Source organism: Streptomyces sp. NPDC001002 (assembly GCF_053599215.1).
The window spans coordinates 33,955-52,973 of the sequence record NZ_JBSFLV010000027.1 but is presented as its reverse complement, the minus strand read 5'-3'; the positions used below and the strand labels follow the sequence as shown (position 1 = coordinate 52,973).

17 protein-coding genes and 1 pseudogene are annotated in these 19,019 nt (G+C 72.0%); 11 read left to right on the top strand and 7 right to left on the bottom strand.

Translation table 11 applies throughout. The features are described from left to right. Positions 1-33: 33 nt before the first annotated feature. Both ACWDR3_RS15175 and ACWDR3_RS15170 read left to right on the top strand, forming a co-directional pair. Positions 34-672: pseudogene (locus ACWDR3_RS15175) on the top strand (ATP-binding protein). A 517-nt stretch (positions 673-1,189) separates the two neighbouring features. Then, the gene (locus ACWDR3_RS15170) at positions 1,190-2,155 is read left to right on the top strand and encodes a DUF5926 family protein (protein ID WP_450352936.1); all 966 of its coding nucleotides are present in this window, start codon (positions 1,190-1,192) and stop codon (positions 2,153-2,155) included. Between the two features lie 244 nt (positions 2,156-2,399). Here ACWDR3_RS15170 and ACWDR3_RS15165 read toward each other — a convergent pair whose 3' ends face one another. Continuing rightward, on the bottom strand, positions 2,400-3,110 hold the full coding sequence (locus tag ACWDR3_RS15165; RefSeq protein WP_450352935.1) for a hypothetical protein: 711 nt from the start codon (positions 3,108-3,110) through the stop codon (positions 2,400-2,402). 55 nt (positions 3,111-3,165) lie between these two features. Continuing rightward, positions 3,166-3,825 carry a bifunctional DNA primase/polymerase gene (locus ACWDR3_RS15160; protein ID WP_123999052.1) on the bottom strand — a complete coding sequence of 220 codons (660 nt, stop codon included), beginning with the start codon at positions 3,823-3,825 and terminating at the stop codon, positions 3,166-3,168. 502 nt (positions 3,826-4,327) lie between these two features. Here ACWDR3_RS15160 and ACWDR3_RS15155 point away from each other — a divergent pair. The 4 genes from ACWDR3_RS15155 to ACWDR3_RS15140 all read left to right on the top strand — a co-directional run bounded on the left by ACWDR3_RS15155 (position 4,328) and on the right by ACWDR3_RS15140 (position 10,211). After that, positions 4,328-5,827, top strand: coding sequence for a PP2C family protein-serine/threonine phosphatase (locus ACWDR3_RS15155; protein ID WP_450352962.1), 1,500 nt, complete (start codon positions 4,328-4,330; stop codon positions 5,825-5,827). 116 nt (positions 5,828-5,943) lie between these two features. Beyond that, the gene (locus tag ACWDR3_RS15150) at positions 5,944-7,407 is read left to right on the top strand and encodes an aminopeptidase P family protein (RefSeq protein ID WP_450352934.1); all 1,464 of its coding nucleotides are present in this window, start codon (positions 5,944-5,946) and stop codon (positions 7,405-7,407) included. Between the two features lie 86 nt (positions 7,408-7,493). Then, the gene (pdxR, locus tag ACWDR3_RS15145) at positions 7,494-8,861 is read left to right on the top strand and encodes a MocR-like pyridoxine biosynthesis transcription factor PdxR (protein ID WP_450352933.1); all 1,368 of its coding nucleotides are present in this window, start codon (positions 7,494-7,496) and stop codon (positions 8,859-8,861) included. Between the two features lie 87 nt (positions 8,862-8,948). Continuing rightward, entirely contained in the window at positions 8,949-10,211 is a 1,263-nt protein-coding gene (locus ACWDR3_RS15140; RefSeq protein WP_450352932.1) for an MFS transporter, read from the top strand. Here ACWDR3_RS15140 and ACWDR3_RS15135 read toward each other — a convergent pair. The 5 genes from ACWDR3_RS15135 to ACWDR3_RS15115 form a co-directional block, all read right to left on the bottom strand. Beyond that, positions 10,186-11,019, bottom strand: a complete 834-nt coding sequence (locus ACWDR3_RS15135) for a triphosphoribosyl-dephospho-CoA synthase (protein WP_450352931.1) — start codon at positions 11,017-11,019, stop codon at positions 10,186-10,188. The two genes, ACWDR3_RS15140 and ACWDR3_RS15135, sit on opposite strands and share 26 nt — an antisense overlap. Before the next feature lie 122 nt (positions 11,020-11,141). Continuing rightward, the gene (gene sigJ, locus ACWDR3_RS15130; protein WP_450352930.1) at positions 11,142-12,065 is read right to left on the bottom strand and encodes an RNA polymerase sigma factor SigJ; all 924 of its coding nucleotides are present in this window, start codon (positions 12,063-12,065) and stop codon (positions 11,142-11,144) included. A 7-nt stretch (positions 12,066-12,072) separates the two neighbouring features. Continuing rightward, the gene (locus tag ACWDR3_RS15125; RefSeq protein WP_450352929.1) at positions 12,073-12,867 is read right to left on the bottom strand and encodes an SDR family oxidoreductase; all 795 of its coding nucleotides are present in this window, start codon (positions 12,865-12,867) and stop codon (positions 12,073-12,075) included. Next, on the bottom strand, positions 12,864-13,289 hold the full coding sequence (locus ACWDR3_RS15120; protein WP_450352928.1) for a hypothetical protein: 426 nt from the start codon (positions 13,287-13,289) through the stop codon (positions 12,864-12,866). Before ACWDR3_RS15120 ends, ACWDR3_RS15125 begins: the two co-directional genes overlap by 4 nt. 61 nt (positions 13,290-13,350) lie before the next feature. Further along, positions 13,351-13,800 carry an ATP-binding protein gene (locus ACWDR3_RS15115; RefSeq protein WP_450352927.1) on the bottom strand — a complete coding sequence of 150 codons (450 nt, stop codon included), beginning with the start codon at positions 13,798-13,800 and terminating at the stop codon, positions 13,351-13,353. 224 nt (positions 13,801-14,024) lie between these two features. On the opposite strand from ACWDR3_RS15115, the gene ACWDR3_RS15110 reads away from it, so the two are divergent. The 5 genes from ACWDR3_RS15110 (at position 14,025) to ACWDR3_RS15090 (ending at position 19,015) form a co-directional block, all read left to right on the top strand. After that, positions 14,025-14,891 (top strand): hypothetical protein, encoded by an 867-nt coding sequence (locus tag ACWDR3_RS15110; protein WP_450352926.1) that lies wholly within the window; start codon positions 14,025-14,027, stop codon positions 14,889-14,891. 184 nt (positions 14,892-15,075) lie between these two features. Next, positions 15,076-15,813: a YcnI family copper-binding membrane protein gene (locus tag ACWDR3_RS15105; RefSeq protein ID WP_450352925.1), complete on the top strand. Its 738-nt coding sequence runs from the start codon at positions 15,076-15,078 to the stop codon at positions 15,811-15,813. Between the two features lie 79 nt (positions 15,814-15,892). Further along, a complete protein-coding gene (locus ACWDR3_RS15100; RefSeq protein WP_450352924.1) occupies positions 15,893-16,546 on the top strand; it encodes an SCO family protein in 654 nt (217 codons plus the stop codon). Beyond that, positions 16,543-16,992, top strand: coding sequence for a copper chaperone PCu(A)C (locus ACWDR3_RS15095; protein WP_450352923.1), 450 nt, complete (start codon positions 16,543-16,545; stop codon positions 16,990-16,992). Before ACWDR3_RS15100 ends, ACWDR3_RS15095 begins: the two co-directional genes overlap by 4 nt. Positions 16,993-17,005: 13 nt before the next feature. After that, complete coding sequence (locus tag ACWDR3_RS15090) at positions 17,006-19,015, top strand: copper resistance CopC/CopD family protein (protein WP_450352922.1); 2,010 nt, start codon at positions 17,006-17,008, stop codon at positions 19,013-19,015. The last annotated feature ends 4 nt before the right edge of the window (positions 19,016-19,019 follow it).

Sequence of the window (19,019 nt, the reverse complement as noted above, 5' to 3'; positions counted from 1 at the left end):
CCGGCGCGTTCGGTCCGTGTTCGATCATTCCGAATGCGTCACCGAACGTGAGTTGGCCGGTTTCCGGTTCAGGCCAATGGGGCATCCACACCGTGGCGTGGGGCGAAGGAGGTCTCGGGGGTGGCGTTGGTGGTGGCACAGGAGGTGCCCACGTCGTCGAGCATGGCCGTACCCCATGGCCCTGCGGGCGTGGGCAAGGCGAGACATCGCATGCGCGAGCAGCTGCGCAGGGGCGGGGTGTCGGACGCGGTCGTCGACGATGCCGTGCTGATCCTGTCCGAGCTCTTGAGCAACGCGTGCAAGCACGGTCGTCCCTTGGGCGACGCCCTCGCCGGGGACGGTGACGTGCGTGCCGCGTGGCGCGTCGACGCGGGCGGCCGGCTCACGGTGGAGGTGACGGACGGTGGCGGACCCACCCGCCCGGCTCCGGCCACTCCGTCGGTCACCGCGCACGGCGGCCGGGGGCTGAACATCATCACGGCGCTGGCCGACGACTGGGGTGTGCGCGACGACACCCGCGGCGAGGTCACGGTGTGGGTCGTCGTGCGCGACGCCGTTCATGATCCGGACGCCGGACACCGTCGTGACGACTTCGCTACGCGCGTCACGGCACCCTCGGTCCGGCCGCTGCCCGCACTGGGCTTCACGGACGCGTTCGACGAACTGGACTGAACCTCTGGTCCGACCGGACCGCAGCACGGAACCTCGGGTCCGCGCGCGAGCCTGACCGCTGAACCTCTGGTCCGGACACAAGCCTGAGCCCTGAACTTCCGGTTCGGGCGCCGGCCCAACCGCTCAACCTCGGGTCCGGGCAAGGGCATAAGCCCTGAACCGCGGATCCGGGCGCGAGCCTGACCGCTGAACCCCGGGCCCGGGCACCTGCCTGAACCCTGAACTTCCGGTTCGGGCGCCGGCCCAACCGCTCAACCTCGGGTCCGGGCACGGGCCTGACCGCTCAACCTCGGGCCCGCGCACAGGCCTGAGCCCTGAATCTCGGGTCCGGGCGTGACCGATCTCCGGTTGAACCTCGGGCGCCGGCCCGGACCGAACCTCCGGTTCCGGGACGAGCCGGTGCGTTGTCCACAGGTCGGCACGGACAGCCACGTTGTCCACAGGCTCCGGCCGGTCATGGCATGAACGGCTAGGCTCCCGCCCGTACGAGACGAGCCGTAACCGGGAGACACCCACGATGGCCAAGAAGCGACCCCTTACCAAGGCCAACCAGCCTCGGATCACCGACGGAGAGGTCCCGGTCGTCGGCGCGCGCGAGCCCTGCCCCTGCGGCAGCGGCCGGCGTTACAAGGCCTGCCACGGCCGGGCCGCCGCGCACGCGGTGACCGAACTGGTGCACCGCCCCTTCGAGGGCCTGCCCGGCGAGGGCGACTGGGTGGCCCTGCGCGAGCTGGTCCCCGCCGCCACCGCCGAACTGCCGCTGAAGGGCGGCCTCCCCGAGGGCGTCCCGTCGGTCCTGCTCGCGACGGTGCTGCCGATGGCCTGGCCGGCGCTGCGCCGCGAGGACGGCTCGGTGCTGATCGGCCTGCAGAACGACACGGCGTCGGGCGACATCAGCCGCGACCTCGCCGACACCCTCCAGCGCGCCCTCGCCGCGGAGCCGGGCAATCCGGTCCAGAGCCGCCGGGCGCCCGCCGAGGGTCCGCGCCTTCAGGATCTGCTCGATCCCGAAGGCGCGTTCGAGCCAGTTGTGCACAGCGGCTTCGAATTCTGGGTCCCGGACGCGGAGAACGCGACTCCGGAAGTGACCGCCTCCCTGGAGCGGGCGAACGCCGCGGCGATCCCGACCGCGAAGCTCACGGGCGTGGACGCGGCGTACTGGTGCGAGACACCGGACAAGAACCACCTGCGCTGGGTCATGCCGCACGAGGAGGAGCTGCTTCTGGACGCCCTCGCGCGGCTGCACGCGGCGGGCCGCTCCAACCTCGGTGACGGCACGCGCCTCGTGGGTTCCTTCCGCGCTCACGGCCTCACCGTCCCGGTCTGGGATCTGCCCAGCGGCGTCGGCGCGGAGGACGTGGAGAAGCCGGCCGCCGAGTTCGCCGAGCGGCTCGCCGGGGCCCTCGCGGCGGGTGTGCCGCTGACCGCGGACGAGCGCCGCGCGCGCGGCGGGCTCACCAACCGGCAGGTCACGCTCAGTTGACAGGGTGTGACGAGATCGTGTCGAGCCGGCCGGTCGGCCGGCTCGGCACGATCACTCGGAATCGGTGAATCCGGTCACAAGTCCCGCTCTCCACAAGCAAATCCGTGACTGGAAAGCCCGGATCGAATTTGCGAACCGCCGATCTCTTGTTACCGTTCCAGTAGCCCGGTTGCTGGTGCATCCCCCGTCGCCAGCAACCGGGTCTTTGCATGCCCGCCCTTCGTTTACGGAGCGCAGGCCTCTGTCAACTGCCCGTGGAGGCCCCGGAGTTGCTCTCCGAGCCGGCATCCGGGTTCACCGCGAAGCCATCGCCCGCACCATCACGCGAGCCATCGCTCGAGCTACCGCCCGCGCCGACACCCGAGTCACTTCCCGAACGCAGCAGCAACGGCCCGCGTCCGCCGCGCGCCGCGAACTCCGCGACCGCCGCGTAGGAGTCGGGTCCGCCCTGGCTGCGCTCCCGAGGTGTCTCGCAGGTCCCCGGATCGTCCCCCGCGCCCACCGCGCAGTTCATCCGCACGGTGCGGTCGGCGGGTGCCATGAGGGTAAGGACGGCGTCCAGGGCCTCACCGGTGGCGTTGCGGTAGTAGGTGCGCGCCCAGGTGTCCTCACCCTGGGTGAGGACACAGGTCTGCGCCTCGATGCCGTCGGGCGAGGTGAGTTGGGGACCGCAGCGGGCGGCGGTGGCCAGGCCGAGGCCGAGCAGGAGGGGCGAGCGGGAGGGCTCGACGGAGGGCGCCGCCTTGGCGTCGTCGGCCGGGGAGGAGCGTACGGCGGCGGGGGCGCGGACGACCGCGTGGCCCGCGTCGCCCACCTGGCCCGCGGACGCCACGGCCAGCGGCAGCACGACCGCGGCGACCACGACGCCCGCGAGGGCGAGGAGACGAACTCTTCGGGGGTCAGGCCCGCCGCGAGGCGGCTGTGGGGCGCTGTGTCCCCCGGATTCGCGCAGCATGGACGGAAGATAACTTCCGCGCGCGGGTGGGCAGTCCCGCGCGCGCCGGACACCCCTACAACTCGGGGGCGCTCACACCCGTACGAGTGAGGGCCTCGACGACCGCGTCCACCACGGCCTCGACGTCGGGCACCCAGGGCGAGGCGGTGCCGGGCAGCGGGGCGCGCTCCCAACGGATCTCGCCCTCGCCCGATTCGGACGGGGGCAGGGCGAGGTAGCCGCCCTCGCCGTGGAAGCGGAGGGAGCCGGGGACGAAGTCCTTGGCGTAGAGCAGTTCGCCCAACTGCTCCATGGAGTAGGGCTTCACGAGGATCGCCCAACGGCTGGCCGTCGCGACGACCGGGCCGAGCCGCATGCCCCTGCGGTCGAGTGCGGCAAGAGCGTGCGAGGCCGCGAGGGCCGGCAGGCTGACCGCGCAGGGCGCCTTGCCACCGGTGGCCAGGATGATCGGCGCGGTGGGTCGGTTGGTCCACCACCAGCGCACCATGCGGGCGTCGGTGGTGCCGGCCAGCAGGCCGGGGTCGAAGGGGTGGGCACCGGGCACCGTGCACTCCGGGTCCGGGCAGCCGCAGCGACCCTGCGGGTCCGCCGCCACGCCCGGGAGTACGGGCCACTGCCATTGGGTCGCGAAGGTCAGGGCCGCGCTGATCAGTTCAGGCCCCCCGTCGCTGCGCTGGGACAGGAGCCTGCGTCGCTTTCCGAGGATCTCGCGCATGAGCGCTCGTTCCTTTCCGTTGCACCGCTGGCAACACCGTGGGCCACATCACATCATGTGTCGATCACTTCACTGTGCGTACCTGTTGGCGCATCACACCCCTGTGAAAACCAGGGGGAACCCCATATGGGCCGAGCGTCGGCTGCTTCCTCGGCAGCCTCGTCCATGCCGTATCGCTGGATCCATCAAAAGCATGGGCGTGGCGTGGGGGTGGCGAAGTCTGGCGTTTTGCCGTCCCGCATTTTTCTCTTCGCCTCCGCCACGGGAGGATGGGGCACGGTCGTCGGTGGCTAAGACGCTCGGGTCGGTCACCAGGTTCCGGGTGACTGTCAACCACCCCTGGCCTTCTCCGAGTACGTACCCATCACGACCGGTGTGACGCTCCGTGGAGCAAGGCCAGTCGACCGCAATACCCCGTTACCCGAGTCAGTTTTAAGCCAACTTTGCTTTTCCGCAAGGGGTGGACTGGTTGCCCATGGACACCAGGAATCCCGGCAGGACAATGCTGGACATCCCCTCACGAGTGCGTGTACATGTGGAGACACTGCTAGCGGCGCAGAATGACATGGGGGTTTGCGATGCTTTTGAGCAATACGCACCGGTCGGAAAGCCGGACGCCATGAACGCCCCTCACCCTCCGAAAGTGGCCGGAATCGATTCAACGGTTCCCTCGCCCGCACACACTGTCGCGCCCGCGCCTGCCGTCCCGGGCACCCCTCCGGGCGCCCCGAGCGCCCTGCTCCAGGACCGTCTCGCCGGTTGGGTCTCGGACCTCACGACCCTCCATGAACTCACCGAACGGCTGGCCCGCACCGACACACTCGACGGCGCGCTCAAGGAACTCCTGCACGCCGGAGCCGCCCTCGTGGGCGCCCGCCGCGGACTCGTCGTCCTGGAACCGGGCGACGGCCTGGGCCCCGACACCACGATCGGCCTCGGCCTGGCCCGGGCCGACCTCGGTCACATCGAGACCGTGCCGCGCAGCGCGATGTCCTACGGCCGCATCCTCGACGGACTGCCGGGCGCGGACGGCGAGATCGCCGAGCCGGACCTGCTCGCCGAGGACGGCCTGGACCCCCGCCACCGCGAGGTCGCCGCGCGCCTGGGCTACGCGGCCTGCTACGCCCTCCCGCTGACCGCCGAGACCGCGGGCCGGATCGGCGCCGCCGTGTGGCTGTACGACGAACCCGCCGAGCCGGTCGAGCGGCAGCGGCACCTGATCGGCCTGTACGCCCGCTACGCCGCCGAGCACCTGGCCCTGCTGGTCGAGGTGGAGCGCACGCGCGCGTGCGTGGCGACGATCTCCGAGGAGCTGCTGCCGTCCCGGCTCCCCCGGGTGGCCGGCGTCCAGCTCGCGGCGCGCCACCGTACCGGGCCGCGCGGGGGCGGCGACTGGTACGACGCGCTGCCGCTGCCGGACGCCGCGCTGGGTCTCGCGGTCGGCTCGGTCACCGGATCCGGGCCGAGCGCGGTCGCCGCGATGGGCCGGCTGCGGGCGAGCCTGCGGGCGTACGCCGTGATGGAGGGCGAGGACCCGGTCGCCGTCCTGTCCGACCTGGAGCTGCTGCTGCGGCTGACCGAGCCCGCCCGCTCCGCCACCGCCCTGTTCGCCTTCTGCGAACCCGCGCTGCGCAAGATCACCCTCGCCGGTGCCGGGCACTGCCCGCCGCTGCTGGTCGGCGAGCGGCGCACGGAGTTCGTGGAGACCTCCGTGTCCGCGCCGCTGGGCATGCTGGCCTGCTGGGAGGCACCCAGCGTGGAGCTGCAGGCCGAGCCCGGCGAGACCGTGCTCCTCTACACCGACGGCCTGCTGCACCGCACCGGAGACGCCACCGACCGCGCTTTCGCCCGCCTGCACGCGGCGGCGGCCGGCGTCCCCAAGGCGGTCCGCCACGACCCGGACGCGATCGCCGAGCACGTACTGCGCACGATGCTGCCGGACGGCCTCGACGCGCAGGACAGCGCGGAGGACGTGGTGTTGCTGGCGGCGCGCTTCGAGTAAGTCGGGGGCGTGTGTCCGCGCGTGTGCGCCGCTGCCGTAGGTAACAGGCCTTCCGGCCCTGGGACCCCTTCCGTACGACCGTACGATGGAGGGGGTCCAGTGCCGTATCGAGGAGGATGACCGTGGCGGAGGAGCTCCCGGAGACCCCGGAGACCGCTGAAGAAGAGCCGATCAAGCAGCGCAAGAACGGCCTGTACCCGGGCGTGTCCGACGAGTTGGCCGAGATCATGAAGTCCGGTTGGGCCGACACCGAGTTGCGTGACCTGGAGCCGATCGCCCAGGTCGCCGAGACCGCCGCCCGCCGGGCCGCGCTCTCCGCGCGCTTCCCGGGCGACCGTCTGGTGATCCCGTCCGGCAATCTCAGGACCCGTTCGAACGACACGGACTACCCCTTCCGGGCGTCGGTCGAGTACGCGTACCTCACCGGCAACCAGACCGAGGACGGCGTCCTGGTCCTGGAGCCCATGGCCGAGGGCCACGAGGCGACGATCTACCTGCTGCCGCGCTCCGACCGGGACAACGGCGAGTTCTGGCTCTCCGGCCAGGGCGAGCTGTGGGTCGGCCGCCGCCACTCGCTGACCGAGGCCGGCACGCTCTACGGCATCCCCGCCTCCGACGTGCGCGAGCTGGCGGACAAGCTGCGCGAGGCGACCGGCCCGGTGCGGGTCGTGCGCGGCTACGACGCCGGTATCGAGGCGGCCCTGACCGACAAGGTCACCGCCGAGCGCGACGAGGAGCTGCGGGTCTTCCTCTCCGAGGCGCGGCTGGTCAAGGACGAGTTCGAGATCGGCGAGCTGCAGAAGGCCGTCGACTCGACGGTCCGCGGCTTCGAGGACGTCGTGAAGGTCCTCGACAAGGCCGAGGCGACCAGCGAGCGCTACATCGAGGGCACGTTCTTCCTCCGCGCGCGCGTGGAGGGCAACGACGTCGGCTACGGCACCATCGCCGCCGCCGGCCCGCACGCGTGCACCCTGCACTGGGTGCGCAACGACGGCCCGGTGCGCTCCGGCGACCTGCTCCTCCTGGACGCGGGCGTCGAGACGCACACGTACTACACGGCCGACGTCACCCGCACGCTGCCGGTCAACGGCCGCTTCAGCGAGGTCCAGAAGAAGGTCTACGACGCCGTGTACGAGGCCCAGGAGGCCGGCATCGCGGCGGTGCAGCCGGGCGCCAAGCACCGGGACTTCCACGACGCGGCGCAGCGCGTGCTGGCCGAGAAGCTCGTCGAGTGGGGCCTGGTCGAGGGGCCCGTGGAGCGGGTCCTGGAGCTGGGGCTCCAGCGCCGCTGGACGCTGCACGGCACGGGTCACATGCTGGGCATGGACGTCCACGACTGCGCCGCCGCGCGCGTGGAGTCGTACGTCGACGGCACGCTGGAGCCGGGCGTGGTGCTGACCGTCGAGCCGGGGCTGTACTTCCAGGCCGACGACCTGACCGTGCCCGAGGAGTACCGGGGGATCGGCGTCCGGATCGAGGACGACATCCTGGTGACGGAGGACGGCAACAGGAACCTGTCGGACGGGCTGCCCAGGCGGTCCGACGAGGTCGAGGCGTGGATGGCCTCGCTCAAGGGCTGACACACGAAGGATGGCCGGGTACCAGTGCGGTGCCCGGCCATTCACGTGCCTCGATTCATTTCACGTACCTGAGGGGGAAGGTTTTCGTGGGGGACTTCTGGTCCGGTGTCGGTGTCGATCTGCATCTGGAGCCGGAGGCCGGTGACGGGCGCCGGGTCGGCCTTGAACGGGCGCTGCGGGACGCCGTGCGGGACGGCAGGCTGGCGCCCGGGACCCGGCTGCCGGCGACCAGGCGGCTCGCCGGTGAGCTCGGCATCTCGCGGGGCACCGCCAAGGCCGCCTACGACCAGCTCGTCGCCGAGGGCTATCTGACCGCGCGGCAGGGCTCGGGGACGCAGGTCGCGCAGCTGCCCTCGACCGACACCGAGGCCCCGGACGCGGCGGCACACGCGCGTGCGCCCCGATTCGACCTGCGCCCCGGGAGCCCGGACGTCGGGGCGTTCCCGGCGGCGGCCTGGCTGCGGGCGCTGCGCCGGGCCATCGCGACGGCTCCCCTGCTGGCGTACGACTACGGGGATCCGCGCGGGCGGATCGAGCTGCGGACGGCGCTGTCGGGGTATCTGGGGCGCACGCGGGGAGTGATCGCGCCACCCGAGCGGATCGTGATCACCTCCGGCTATGTGCAGGGGCTCGCCCTCCTCACGCGCGTGCTGGACGGCGCCGACATCGCCATGGAGGACCCCGGGCTGCCCTTCCACCGCGAGGTGGTCCGGCGCAACGGCGGGACCGTCGTGCCGGTCGCGGTGGACGAACGCGGGGTGTGCCCCGAGCAGTTGGGCGAGGTCGCCGCCGCCGTCGTCACGCCCGCCCACCAGTACCCGACCGGCGTGACCCTGCACCCCACCCGCCGGCGGGCGCTCACCGACTGGGCTCGCGCGCGTGGGGCACTGATCATCGAGGACGACTACGACGGGGAGTTCCGCTACGACCGCCAGCCCGTCGGCGCGCTCCAGGGCATGGCCCCCGGACAGGCCGTCTACCTGGGCACCGCCTCCAAGACCCTCGGCCCCGCACTCCGGCTCGGCTGGATGGTCCTGCCCCCGCACCTGGTCGACGCGGTCGCCGACGCCAAGCTGCACAGCGACCACCACACCGAGACCATCGGCCAGTTGGCGCTCGCCGAACTGATCGAGAGCCACGCCTACGACCGTCACGTGCGCGCGTGCCGGCTCAGATACCGGCGCCGCCGGGACCAGCTCCTGGACCGGCTCGGCAACCGGCGCGGGGTGCGCGGCATCGCGGCCGGACTGCACGCGCTCGTGGAGGTCGGCGACGAGGAGGAAGTGCTCGCGCGGGCCGAGGCGGAAGGCCTCGCGGTGGGCCGCCTCGGCGACCACTGGCACGCACCCGGGGAAGGGCGCCCGCAGGGGCTGGTCGTGGGGTACGGGACGCCCCGGGAGCGGGTGTATCCGGAGGCGTTGGAGGTGTTGGGGAAGGTGCTGGCGGACGGCTGAGGTCAGCCGGGACCGCAGAATTGGACCAATGAGATGGACGAGTATTGGGCCTGATCCAAGGCCCAATAAGACCCTACCGTCGTACTCATGACCACTCGCCGCACCCTTCGCTCGGGCTCCCGCCTCGTCCCGCCCGCCGGTCCCCAACGCACCCTGGCCCTCGCCCAGTTGACCAACTCCGTCGGTGACGGCGCCTACTACGTGACCTCGGCGCTCTACTTCACCCACGTCGTCGGGCTCGCCCCCGCGCGCGTGGGGCTCGGGCTGACCGTCGCCTGGGCCGTCGGCTCGCTGGCCGGGGTACCGCTGGGACGGCTCGCCGACCGGCGCGGGCCGCGCGGCACGGCCGTGCTGCTGGCCCTCGCGACGGGACTTGCGGTGGCGTCCTTCCTGGTCGTACGGGACTTCGTGCCGTTCGTGGCGGCCGCGTGCGCGTACGCGACCGCGCAGTCGGGCCTTGCGGCAGCCCGGCAGGCGCTGCTGGCGGGGCTGGTGTCCGCCGGGGAGCGGACCGGGCTGCTCGCGCATCTGCAGTCGACGCTCAACGCCGGGCTCGCCGTGGGCGCGGGTCTGGGCGGACTGGCGTTGCAGGCGGGGACCCGGGGCGCGTATCTCGGGGTGTTCGCGCTGGACGCGGTGAGCTTCCTGCTGTGCGCCGGGGTGCTGCTGCGGCTGCCCGCGCCGGCACCGGTCGCCGTCCGCAGGCGGGAGTCGCTCGGCGTGCTGCGCGACCGCCCGTACGCCCTGCTGACCCTCCTCAACACCGTGCTGCTGCTGCGGATGCCGCTGCTCAGCCTCGGGCTGCCGTTGTGGATCGCCGAGCGGACCGAGGCGCCGACCTGGCTGGTCTCCGCGCTGTTCGTGCTCAACACCGGGGTCGTGATGCTGTTCCAGGTGCGGACCGCGCGCGGGATCACCGGGCTCGCGTCGGCCACGCGCGCGGTGCGGCGTTCGGGGTGGATCATGCTCGCGGCGTGCGCGGTGTTCGCGCTGTCGGCCGGGATGTCGCCGTGGGTGGCGGTGGGCGTGCTGGTGGTCGGGGCGGTGCTCCAAGTGGTCGCCGAGATGGGGCAGTCGGCCGGGTCCTGGCAGCTGTCCTTCGATCTGGCGCCCGCCGACCGGGTCGGCGAGTACCAGGGGTTCTTCGGGACCGGCGTGACGGTGGCCAGGACGATGGGGCCGCTGGTGCTGACCTCGCTCCTGGTCGGGTGGGGGACGCCCGGGTGGCTGCTGCTGGGCGGGGCGACCGTGGTGGCGTCGTACGCGATGGGGCCCGCGACCCGGCGGGCGGCCGGCCGGGCGGCGGGCGCCGAATGCGAGGCGGTCAGGCGGCCGGTGCTCGCGAGCTGACCGGCAGGGCGTCCAGGAACAGCGCCCCCGCCAGCAGCCCCGCACTCCCCCGCGGGCTCCACGCGCGCGCGTGCAGATCGGCGTCGAGGCTCGCGAGGGCTTCGGCGCCCGCCGCCGTCGACGTACCGCCTGCTTCGAGCACTCCGCGGGCGCCCGCCTGGACGTGGCGGAGGCCCAACGGGCCCGCGGTGTACAGCAGTTCCGTGTCCTGGAGGGTGGACATCACGGTGCACAGGGCGTCCAGGCGGGCCTCGGCCTCCGTGGCGCCGGCCGAGCGGGCACTCGCGAGGGCGTCCAACGCCCGGCGTACGTGCGGGAATCCGGCGCGGGCCTCGCCCCGGGCGCCCGCGGCGCCGTACTTCACGGAGATCGACGAGCCGCGCGAGGGCCGGCGCGGGGCGCCCTTGTCGTTGTAGGCGGCGATCCTCTTGGCCACCGCGGCCGTCTCGCGGCCGCCGGCGGCGGGGGTGAGCGCGGCGGCCGCGACGAGGAAGCCGAGCGCCCACAGGGCGCCCTTGTGGCCGCCGCCCGCGAGGCCCACCGAGTGCTCGGTGGATCTGCCGATCGCGCCCAGTTCGGCTCGTAACGCGGGCGTCGGTTCGCCGATGCGGCGGGCCGCCGCGGCCATCGCCGCGAGGCCGGGCGCGAGCGCCTTGGCCGACCAGCGCAGCGAGCCGTGGTCCTTGCACAGGGCGTGTGCGCCCAGGTCGCGCGGGTCGGGCAGGCCCGGCTTGGGAGCCAGGGCCAACTGCCCGGTCAGCGCGGCCACGGCGGCCCTCGCCAGCGTCTCGTCCGCACGGCTGCTCATGGATGCCTCCTCTGCTTCCCGTCCACAGCGGGAAGGTAAGTACCCCTGCCGTCAAGGATGTTGGGCCGGCATAAGAGCAAGCTGTGAGCGCCGGGAAAGCCGAGGGGCGGGGCGTTCGGTCGTCAGGCGGTCCACGCGTGCAGCTTGTCCGGGTTGACCACCAGCCAGAGGTCGGTGATCAGGCCGTCGTGGACGTCCGCGGCGAGGACGGCGAAGGTGGTGCCGTGGATGTTGACCACCACGCCGGGCGTGCCGTTGACGTCCTCCTCGACGAGTTCCACCTCGGGTTCGCGGCGCATGAGGCCGAGGAAGAGCCGGGCCACCTTGTCGCGGCCGACGATCGGGCGCAGGGCGGCGCGCACCTTGCCGCCGCCGTCGCTGCGGGACTCGACGGCGGGATCGAGCAGGGCGACGAGCGCGTCGAGGTCGCCGGTCTCGCACGCCTCGCGGAACGCGGAGACGACCTGCCGGTGCTCCTGCGCCGTACTACCGCCGGGCCGTTGGTCGGCAAGGCGGCGGCGCGCGGAGGCGGCCAGTTGGCGGCAGGCCGCGGAGCTGCGGCCCACCGTCTCGGCGATCTCCGCGAACGGCAGGCCGAAGACGTCGTGGAGCACGAAGGCGACGCGTTCGGCGGGCGTGACCGAGTCCAGGACCACGAGCATCCCCATGCTGACCGACTCGTCGAGGGTGATCCGGTCGGCGGGATCGTCGCCGGCCGCGTCCTCGCCGGTGCTGGTCCAGGTGGCGCCGTGCCGGACGGGCTCGGGCAGCCACTCGCCGGTGTAGCGCTCGCGGCGGACCCGGGCCGAGGCGAGCTGGTCGAGGCAGATGCGCGAGGCGACCCGGGTCAGCCAGGCCAGCGGCACCTCGATCGCCCGCTGCTTCTCCTCGGACAGGGCGTACCAGCGGGCGTACGTCTCCTGGACCACGTCCTCGGCGTCCTGCACCGAACCGAGCATCCGGTAGCCGAGGTTGAGCAGCCGGCGCCGCTCGGCCCTGAGCGAGCCGAGGGTGGGGTCCTGGCCGGGTCCGGTCGGCGGGGGCACGGCGCGGTCAACCTCCCTGTACGACGTTCTCGGCGAGCCAGGCGTCGAAGGTCTGGGTCCCTCGCGTGCCGGGTCCGGTCGGCAGCTGGCCGCCGCCGATCATGGCCGCGCCGGTGGCGCCGGGCAGCCTGACCGGCAGGAGCAGGCGGCGCTGGTGGCGGGCCTTCAGCAGCCGGCGGACCATGTCGACGAGCTGTTCGACGCGCGGTCCGGCGAGGTCGGGGGCCATGCCCTGGGCCGGGGCCAGGACCAGCCTCACGAGGTCCTGTGCCACCTCGCGGGCCGCGACCGGCTGGGTCCGCATCCGGGGCACCACGGCGAGGGGTTTCGGGACCAGGGCGAGGGTCTGGTCCGCGAACTCGTGGAACTGCGTGGCGCGCAGCACCGTCCACGGCGTCGGACCACTCCTGACGAGCTCCTCCTGGCGGAGTTTGCCCTGGTAGTAGCCGAGGCCGACCCGTTCGATGCCGACGATCGACAGCGCCACGTGGTGTCGTACCCCCGCCCGCGCTTCGGCGTCCAGGAGATTGCGGCCGGCGCTCTCGAAGAACGCGACGGCCTTCTTGGCGCTCGTCGTCGTCACGTTGCTCACGTCGACGACCGCGTCCACACCCGCCAGGGCCGCGTCGAGTCCCGTACCGGCGACGAGATCCACCCCGCGCGACCGGGACAGCACCACCGGCTCCTGCCCCGCCGCGGTCAGCTCCTCGACCACCAGCCGCCCGACCAGCCCGGTCCCGCCCGCCACCGCGATCCGCATACCGGGCCGCCTCTCCTTCGCGCTCATCGTCTCGTACGTCATCGGGTGCCGCCCTGTCGGACGGACCGGACCGGCAGCAGCAGGACGATCGCCAGCAGCACCAGCGCGGCCAGGAACACCACGTTGAGCACCTGGTCACGCGTCCCGTACATGTCGAGGTGCTGCACGTGATAGCTGAAGTGCAGCACGTTGAAGACCAGCCACACCGCACCCGTCGTCTGCACCAGCCGGGTGTTGCGCACGGACCGCAGGGCGATCAACGTCAGGGCGCCCAGCGCCAGGAACATGGCGCCGGCGTCCTTCGCGAGGTGTTCGTTGTAGGGGCCCAGCTGAGGCAGCCAGCTCAGTCCGAGGCCGGGGAAGTTCGCGTACCAGCCCGTCGGGGAGAAGTACGCCCAGAAGCCTGTGTACAGGGCGACCACGGCCAGCGGGCCGAGAGCCGTGTACCGGATTTTCGTGTTCATGCCCCAGTGACGAGACAGCGCCCGCAGAAGTGAGGTGGGCCCGAAGCCGAGCGCAGTGGATCTACACCGCCATCAGCGGTGCGTCCTCCTGCCACTTGAGGATCTTGTCGAAGCTGACCACCGTGCCCGCGCGGCCCGGCTTGTTGCCGATGTGCACGTGGTCGGCGAGCTCCTGGATCAGGGTCAGGCCCCGGCCGTGCTCGGCGTCCGTGCGGGCGGGGCGGGCCGGGACGGCCGGCGCGGTGATGCCGGGGCCCGAATCGGTCACCTCGATACGGCACTTGACGCCGTCCAGGTACGCGGTGACCCGGTACGCCTCCGAAGGGCCCCCCGACGTGGCGGAACCGCCGTGCTCGACGGCGTTCGCACAGGCCTCGCTGAGGGCGACCGAGAGGTCGTAGGAGACATCGGGGTCGACGCCCGCGGTCTCCATGGTGCCGAGCAGCAGGCGCCGCGCGAGCGGCACGCTCGCGGCCTCGCGGCGCAGATGGAGTGACCACCAGATGCTCATGCTCCAGCCTCTCTGGCCGCGGCTCGACATACCGTTACCTATTGCCGCCACTGCCCCGGTATAAGCGTGGAGTTGACGTGATACCGCCCATACGGTCGATGCGTGTCGGATGGAATCGGTGTATGTGCGGGCGGCCCGGTCCAGAGAGTGATCTTCCGGTTGTTATGTCATCTTGCGGACCTGCCGTATGGGACCCGTAAGCCCAGTGCGATGATGAGCCCGCCATGACTGCCCCCCACGAGCGTACGGCGCGTTCCGGAAGAGACCTCCGGATCCTGCGGGCCGCGGTGTTCGCCGCGGTCTGCGTCGTGCTGGCCGGGGCAGGCCACGCGTTCGCCTCCTGCGCCACCGTCCCGCCGTGGACGCTCGTCGCGGGCTTCCTGGGCGTCGTCCTGGTCGCGGCCCCGCTCGCCGGACGCGAGCGCTCGCTGCCCGGGATCGCGGCCCTCCTCGCCCTCGGCCAGACCGTGCTGCACACGCTGTTCGGACTCGGCCAGCACGGCATGACGACCATGGCCGGCGGCTCGATGACGTCCGGCTCGATGGCCTCGATGTCGACCACGGACATGTCCCTCGTAGAACGGGCGGCCCGGATCGTCTGCGGGACCACCGCGGCGGCCATCAGCCCCACCCAGGCCCGGCAGATCCTCTCCGACGCCCGGCTCACCACCGACTCGACCACGGGCATGTCGGGCATGGACATGGGCTCCATGCACCACCCCGCGGACGCCCTGTCCAGTGCCGGTTCGGCCGCCTCGCTGCTGCCGTCCCTGCCAATGCTGCTCGCGCACGTCCTCGCGGGCATCGCCGCGGGCTGGCTGCTGCGCCGCGGGGACCTGGCCGTCCGGCGGCTGGTCGAACTCTCCGCCCTCTCCCTGACCGAGGGGGCGTTCGTACGGTCCCTGCGCGCGGCGCTCGCCCTGGTGCGCGCCCTGCGGGCCGGGCTCCCGGCCACGCCCGCGACGGTCCCGGGGCCGCCGCGCACCGCCCTGCTCGCGCCGCCCCGGCCGCATACCGCCGCGCTCCAGCACACGGTGATCAGGCGCGGTCCGCCGGCCGCCGACGCACGCGCTCTCGCCCTCGCCGCCTGACGCGACGCGACCGCCACTCCGTATCCAGCGGGAGACATCCGGCTGGATGCGTCCCTGGGGACATCCATCGGGACCGGAGAGGGGCCGCCGTCGTGCGGCACACGCGTGCGTGCCCGTTCGGCACCCGCGCCCCTCAGACCATCCGGATCACCGGAACCACACTCGAAGTGGAGTGCTCCCTGCCATGAAGGCTTCTCGTCTCGCCGCCACCGGCGCCGTCGCCGCCGCTGCCGTAGTCGTCCTGTCCTCGCCCGCGTTCGCGCACGTCAGCGTGGCCGCCGAAGGTGCCGCCGCCAAGGGCGGTTACGCCGTCGTGGACTTCAAGGTCCCCAACGAGCGCGACGACGCCTCCACGACCAAGCTGGAGGTCTCCTTCCCGACCGACCACCCGTTGGCCTCGGCGATGCCGGAGCCGATGGCCGGCTGGAAGATCCAGGTCACCAAGGCCAAGCTGGCCAAGCCCCTTGAGATGCACGGCGAGAAGATCAGCGAGGCGGTCTCCAAGATCACCTGGACCGCCACGGGCAAGGGCGTCGAGCCCGGCTACTTCCAGAAGTTCCCGGTCTCCGTGGGCGCGCTGCCCGAGGACGCCGACGAACTGGTCTTCAAGGCGATCCAGACGTACTCCAACAAGGAGGTCGTGCGCTGGATCGAGGTCCAGGAGGACGGCCAGGAGGAGCCGGAGAACCCGGCCCCGGTGCTCGCCCTCTCGGCCGCCACCGAGGACCACCACGGCTCGACGACCGCCGAGGACGCCTCCGACGACACCGAGGCGACCGAGAAGACGGCCGCCGAGACCACCGCCTCGGACACCGACAGCAGTGACACCACCGCGCGCGTGCTCGGCGTCGTGGGCATCGTGGTGGGCGCGCTGGGCGTGGCGTACGGCGTGCTGGCCGGCCGTCGGCGTACCAACGCCTGAGGCCCACTCCGGTCCGCGTGCACCGGGGTCCGCGCGACCCCGGTGCACGGCGGTGCTCTCACATCTGGGACATTTTTCTATGCGCAAGAAGACGTTCGCCGCGGCCGCGCTGCTCGCTGCCGCCTCCTTCACTCTCTCCGCCTGCGGCAGCGGCGGAAGCGACAACTCACCGGTCGCCGTGGTCTCCGAGGACACCTCGCAGAAGGCCGCGACCGTGCTCGACAAGCCGTTCGAGAAGCCGGACCTCGTCCTGACCGACACCAAGGGCGAGAAGTACGACCTCCGCAAGGAGACCGCGGGCCGGCCGACGCTGATCTACTTCGGCTACACCCACTGCCCCGACATCTGCCCGCTGACGATGAACAACCTCGCCGTCGCCAAGAAGCAGTTGTCCAAGGCGGAGCAGGACAAGCTGCGGATCGTGTTCGTGACCACCGACCCGGGCCGTGACACCCCGGCCGAACTCGGCAAGTGGCTCAAGGGAATCGACTCCCAGATCGTCGGCCTGACCGGCGACTTCGCCACCATCCAGGCCGGCGCCCGCACCATGGGCATCTCCATCGAGCCGACCCACAAGGACAAGAAGACCGGCAAGGTCGTCTCGGTGCACGGCACCCAGGTCATCGCCTTCTCGCCGAAGACGAACGGCGGTTACGTCCTGTACGGCGAGGACGCGACCGTCGACGACTACACCAAGGACCTCCCCAAGCTGATCAAGGGGGAGAACCCGTGAGGCACCTCGCCCTGCCGGTCGCCGTCGTGGTGGGGGCGGTCGTCCTCACGGGATGCGGAGGCTCCGGCGACGGCAAGGCCGAACTGTCCGTCAGCTCCTCGTACATGCCCCAGCCGGTCTCGGACATGGCGGCCGGTTTCCTGACCATCGCCAACAAGGGCGGCGCGAAGGACGAGCTGACCTCGGTCACCAGCGCCGCCGCGGGCAGCGTCTCCGTGCACGAGACGGTCGGGCAGACCATGGAGGAGGTCAAGTCCCTCGATGTGCCCGCACACGGTCAACTCGTGTTCAAGAGCGGCGGTAATCACCTGATGTTCGAGAAGCTGAAGCGGAAGCCGAAGCAGGGCGAGAACGTGACCGTCGAACTGCACTTCGCCAAATCCGGCCCGATCACGGTCGAGATGCCGGTGAAGTCGGCCACGTACAACCCTGCGACCGGCCACTGAGGGAGGCACGACCGTGACACCGACCATCACCCCCCGCCGCACGCGCACGCTGGTGCTGCTGATCCTGGCCGTCTTCGGCGCGCTGCTCGCCGGCGCCGGGCCGGCCTCCGCACACGCCGCGCTGACCGGCAGCGACCCCGCACAGGGGGTGGTGGTCGACAAGGCGCCCACCGCGGTCACGCTCACCTTCTCCGAGAAGGTGGCCACCTCCAGCGACTCCCTGCGCGTCCTGGACCCCAAGGGCAAACGCGTCGACACCGGCAAACCGACCGAGACCAGCGGCACGACGTACGCCGTCCCGCTGCACAGCGGCCTGCCCGACGGCACCTACACGGTGTCCTGGCAGGTCGTCTCGGCCGACAGCCACCCCGTCGCCGGCGCCTTCACCTTCTCCATCGGCGCCCCCTCGACGACCACCGTCTCGGTCTCCGACGAGACCGTCGGCGGCGGCATCGTCGGCTGGCTGTACGGCTTCGGGCGGTACATGTCGTACGCCGGTTTCATCCTCATGGTCGGCGGCGGCGCCTTCGTGCTGGCCTGCTGGCAGCGCGGGGCCGGGGTACGGCCCGTGCAGCGCCTGGTGGTCTCCGGGTGGCTGACGATCACCGCGTCCACCCTTCTGCTACTGCTCCTGCGCGGCTCCTACACCAGTTCCGGCAAGGTCGGCGCGATCTTCGACCTGAACCTGCTCGGGCAGGTGCTGCAGACCAAGACGGGCGCGGCCCTGATCTCCCGGCTGCTGCTGCTCGCCGCGGCGGCCCTCTTCATCGCGGTGCTCTTCGGGGCGTACGAGAAGCGGGAGGACGAGGAGAAGCAGGACCTGACCTTCGGGCTCGCGATCGGCGGGTCCGTGGTGGCCGCCGGGCTCGCGGCGAGCTGGGCGCTGGCCGAGCACGCCTCGACCGGCCTCCAGCCGGGCATCGCGATGCCGGTCGACGTCATCCACCTGCTGGCCGTCGCCACCTGGCTGGGCGGGCTCTCCGCGCTGCTCGTCGCGCTGTACCGGTCGGAGGTCCCGATCGAGGCCTCGGCCGTACGCCGTTTCTCCCAGGTCGCCTTCGGCAGCGTCGTCGCGGTCGTCGCGACCGGCATCTACCAGTCCTGGCGCCAGCTCGGCTCCTGGGCGGCCTTCACCGACACGGGGTACGGACAGCTGCTGCTGGTCAAGATCGGGCTCGTGGCGGTGCTGGTCGGGATCGCGTTCATCTCGCGACGGTGGACGGGGCAGTTGGCGGGGACGGCCGTCACGGGCACGAAGTCGGACACGGAAACCGTCACGGCCGATGAAGGCGTGCTCGGCGAGAAGGAGCCGGCCGCCGCACGAGCCGGTACGGCCGCCGCCAAGGCGAGCTCGACGTCCGCGGCAGGCGGGAAGGGTGCCAAGGGTTCTGGTTCTGGTTCCGGTTCCGGTGGCTCGAAGGCCGCCTCCGGCTCCAAGCGTGCCGCTCAGCTCGCCCGCCAGAAGGCCGCCGTCGCCACCGCGCTGCAGAAGCGGCAACGGGACGCCGATCCGCGGCGCTTCGGGCTGCGCAGGTCCGTACTCGCCGAGGCGGGTGTGGCCGTCGTGCTGCTCGCCGTCACCACGGTGTTGACGCAGACCGAGCCCGGGCGCACCGAGGAGGACGCCAAGGCCGCTACCGCCGCGTCGTCTTCCTCCTCTTCTTCGTCGGACTCGTCCTCCGGGGCGCTGACACTCACCATGTCGTTCGACACCGGCGGCACGGACGGCAAGGGTGTCGTGTCGGTCGACTTCGACCCCGCGCGCGTGGGCGGCAACGAGATGCACGTCTACGTCACCCGGCCCAACGGCCGCGCCTTCGACATCCCCGAGGTCAAGGTCGCCTTCACCCTGGAGGCGAAGAAGATCGGGCCGCTGCCGGTCGCCCCGGACCGCGTCTCCACCGGACACTGGTCGGCGAGCGGGGTGCAGATCCCGATGGCCGGCGACTGGAAGGTCGCCGTGACCGTGCGCACCTCCGACATCGACCAGGTGACCGTCTCCAAGAACGCTCAGATCGGCTGAACCG

Excerpts from the sequence above, each read along its gene's own strand:
- ACWDR3_RS15120 (WP_450352928.1), bottom strand. The coding sequence starts at position 13,289 with ATGAACACGAAAATCCGGTACACGGCTCTCGGCCCGCTGGCCGTGGTC.
- ACWDR3_RS15170 (WP_450352936.1), top strand. The coding sequence starts at position 1,190 with ATGGCCAAGAAGCGACCCCTTACCAAGGCCAACCAGCCTCGGATCACC.
- ACWDR3_RS15115 (WP_450352927.1), bottom strand. The coding sequence starts at position 13,800 with ATGAGCATCTGGTGGTCACTCCATCTGCGCCGCGAGGCCGCGAGCGTG.
- ACWDR3_RS15140 (WP_450352932.1), top strand. The coding sequence starts at position 8,949 with ATGACCACTCGCCGCACCCTTCGCTCGGGCTCCCGCCTCGTCCCGCCC.
- ACWDR3_RS15150 (WP_450352934.1), top strand. The coding sequence starts at position 5,944 with ATGACCGTGGCGGAGGAGCTCCCGGAGACCCCGGAGACCGCTGAAGAA.
- ACWDR3_RS15165 (WP_450352935.1), bottom strand. The coding sequence starts at position 3,110 with ATGCTGCGCGAATCCGGGGGACACAGCGCCCCACAGCCGCCTCGCGGC.
- ACWDR3_RS15160 (WP_123999052.1), bottom strand. The coding sequence starts at position 3,825 with ATGCGCGAGATCCTCGGAAAGCGACGCAGGCTCCTGTCCCAGCGCAGC.
- ACWDR3_RS15135 (WP_450352931.1), bottom strand. The coding sequence starts at position 11,019 with ATGAGCAGCCGTGCGGACGAGACGCTGGCGAGGGCCGCCGTGGCCGCG.
- ACWDR3_RS15105 (WP_450352925.1), top strand. The coding sequence starts at position 15,076 with ATGAAGGCTTCTCGTCTCGCCGCCACCGGCGCCGTCGCCGCCGCTGCC.
- ACWDR3_RS15155 (WP_450352962.1), top strand. The coding sequence starts at position 4,328 with ATGCTGGACATCCCCTCACGAGTGCGTGTACATGTGGAGACACTGCTA.
- ACWDR3_RS15100 (WP_450352924.1), top strand. The coding sequence starts at position 15,893 with ATGCGCAAGAAGACGTTCGCCGCGGCCGCGCTGCTCGCTGCCGCCTCC.
- ACWDR3_RS15125 (WP_450352929.1), bottom strand. The coding sequence starts at position 12,867 with ATGACGTACGAGACGATGAGCGCGAAGGAGAGGCGGCCCGGTATGCGG.
- ACWDR3_RS15110 (WP_450352926.1), top strand. The coding sequence starts at position 14,025 with ATGACTGCCCCCCACGAGCGTACGGCGCGTTCCGGAAGAGACCTCCGG.